Source organism: Actinomycetota bacterium, from assembly GCA_036280995.1.
GTDB lineage: Bacteria > Actinomycetota > CALGFH01 > CALGFH01 > CALGFH01 > CALGFH01.
This window is the reverse complement of sequence record DASUPQ010000118.1, coordinates 1-2,298: the sequence shown is the minus strand read 5'-3', so window position 1 is coordinate 2,298 and position 2,298 is coordinate 1. Positions and strand designations below refer to the sequence as shown.

Here is a 2,298-nt window from a genome sequence, read left to right as displayed (position 1 = left end):
AGGTCGAGGACCTCTCCGGTCGAGGTGGGGAAGAGCCGCGTGGCCGCCACGTAGCCGCCGATGGTCACCACGTTGTAGAGGACCAGGGCGAAGACGGCGATGTTCAGGATCAGCGTGACGCGGGGCACCCACGGGCCACCGCGCCAGGCCACCTGGGCCAGCCCGACACCCCACACCAGCCAGATCGCCGCCAGCAGCCAGCGCTGGTCGAGCACTCCGGAAAGCAAGTTCCAGACGTGGCCGAACGAGAAGACCACCGCCAGCACGACGCTGGCCATCAGCCCGGCTCGCGCCCAGTCGCGGCGCAGCGCATAGAACAGGACCAACAGGCCCGCGGCGCCTGCCATGCAGACGAACAACGGCCCCCACAGTGGCTGGAGGGTGACCTGATCGGCCAGGTTCTGGGCAAACAGGAACAGGACCGGATACGCGCCCAGGAGCACGGCATGCCATGGCCAGTACCACCAGCGCATTGCGCCGGCATTCGGTTGTCGGGTTAACATCCGGGCAACACTACCCGTAGCGGGGAACCGCAACCGTTGACGCCACCCATCGCATACATCGACCCAGGATCAGCCAGCCTGCTGCTGCAGGCGCTGCTCGCCGCGCTGCTGTCGATCCCGTTCATCTTCCGTCGCACAATCGGCGGATTCTGGCACCGACTGCGCGGCGACGCACAGACAGACGATCCGGCTACCTCGGAGGTCACCTCCTCCGACGGCCCAAACACCCCCAACCGCTGATGACCGATGGCGCCTGCGGGCGCCCGGGTTGACCCAGGGTTGACGACCGCGGCGGACACCGCGGGAGTGGTCGATCCCGCCTCCTTCAGAGACCCCGCCGGCTACGTCTTCCGCCGCGACGGCATCCTGTATCGGGCCATCCAGCCGACCGGCGCGGGCGACTGGGCTGCTTTCGTGGATGGTGGGCTGGCGGCCGATCTCATCGGCCGCGGCCTGATGATCGAGCACGAGCCGGCACCGGTCGAGCTCGCCCCAAGGCCGGGAGCCGCCGTGGTCATCCGCCCCCGCGAGCTGACGCTGATCTCGTATCCGTACGAGTGGGCCTTCTCCCAGCTCCGGGAGGCCGCCCTGCTGACGCTGGAGGTTCAGCGTCGCGCGTTGAACGCCGGGATGTGGCTGCGCGACGCGTCGGCGTACAACGTCCAGTTCGACCGCGGCCGGCCGATCCTCATCGACAGCCTCTCGTTCGAGGCGGCGGACCTGACCGCCCCATGGCCCGCTTATCGCCAGTTCTGCAAGCACTTCCTGGCCCCCCTGGCCCTGATGGCCCACCGGGACGTGCGCTGCGGGCTCATGCTCCGCGACTTCATCGACGGCCTGCCGCTTGACCTCGCCGCCGGTCTGCTGCCGGGACGCACCCGCCTCGGCGGTCTGCTGCCCCACCTCCATCTCCATGCCGCCGCCGACCGGCGAACCCAGCAGGCGCAGATCTCCGGGGCGGCGGACGTCGACCAGCAGGCCAAGCCGGCCCGGGCCCGACCGATGAACAAGACCCGCCACGAGGCCCTCCTCGACAGCCTGCGGCGCGCGGTCGAGGGGCTCCGCCTCGAGCTGGGCAGTCACTGGCTGAGCTATGGCCACCAGACGAGCTACAGCCCGGCGGGGATGGCGTCCAAGCGGGAGATCGTCGAACGCATGCTGGCCGCCGCCGGCGGGACCGTGATCTGGGATCTGGGGGCCAACGTCGGGACCTACTCGGACCTTGCCGCCGGCCCGGGACGGCAGGTCATCGCCTTCGACCAGGACGCAGCGGTCGTCGAGCTGCTGTGGCGGAACCTTTCGCCGGAACAGCGCGCCGGGATCCTGCCCCTGGTCATGGACCTCGCCAACCCCAGCCCGGCCCTCGGCTGGGCTCACGCCGAACGGCGGTCCCTCATCCAGCGCGGCCCGGCCGACGTGGTCATGGCCCTCGCCCTGGTCCATCACCTGGCCATCGGCAACAACGTGCCACTGCCGCGCATCGCCGACCTGCTGGCTCACGCGGGGCGCCGGGTGGTCGTCGAGTTCGTGCCGAAGGAAGACCCCATGACCCAGCAGCTGCTTGCCGCGCGGCGCGACATCTTCCCCGACTACACGCTCGACGGATTCCGCGCCGCGATTGCCGAGCACTTCACGGTCCGCGACGAGGCTCCCGTCGCCGACAGCCTCCGCACGCTGTTCCTCCTCGAGCGCCGCCCTTCGACCTGATCCGCGGCAGCCCCGAACACGGGGCGCATCGGTCAGCCCGCGGCGGCTTCCGCCTCGCGCAGGACCCGGCGGATGTTGCCGTTCGTCA

3 protein-coding genes are annotated in these 2,298 nt (G+C 70.2%); 2 read left to right on the top strand and 1 reads right to left on the bottom strand.

Annotation, left to right across the window (positions count from 1 at the left end; genetic code table 11):
• Positions 1 to 443 (bottom strand): hypothetical protein (locus VF468_03680; protein HEX5877413.1); only part of this gene is annotated, 443 nt, incomplete at its 3' end.
• A gap of 96 nt (positions 444 to 539) precedes the next feature.
• On the opposite strand from VF468_03680, the gene VF468_03675 reads away from it, so the two are divergent.
• Positions 540 to 743, top strand: a complete 204-nt coding sequence (locus VF468_03675; GenBank protein HEX5877412.1) for a hypothetical protein — start codon at positions 540 to 542, stop codon at positions 741 to 743.
• Between the two features lie 39 nt (positions 744 to 782).
• Complete coding sequence (locus VF468_03670; GenBank protein ID HEX5877411.1) at positions 783 to 2,210, top strand: SAM-dependent methyltransferase; 1,428 nt, start codon at positions 783 to 785, stop codon at positions 2,208 to 2,210.
• Positions 2,211 to 2,298 lie beyond the last annotated feature (88 nt).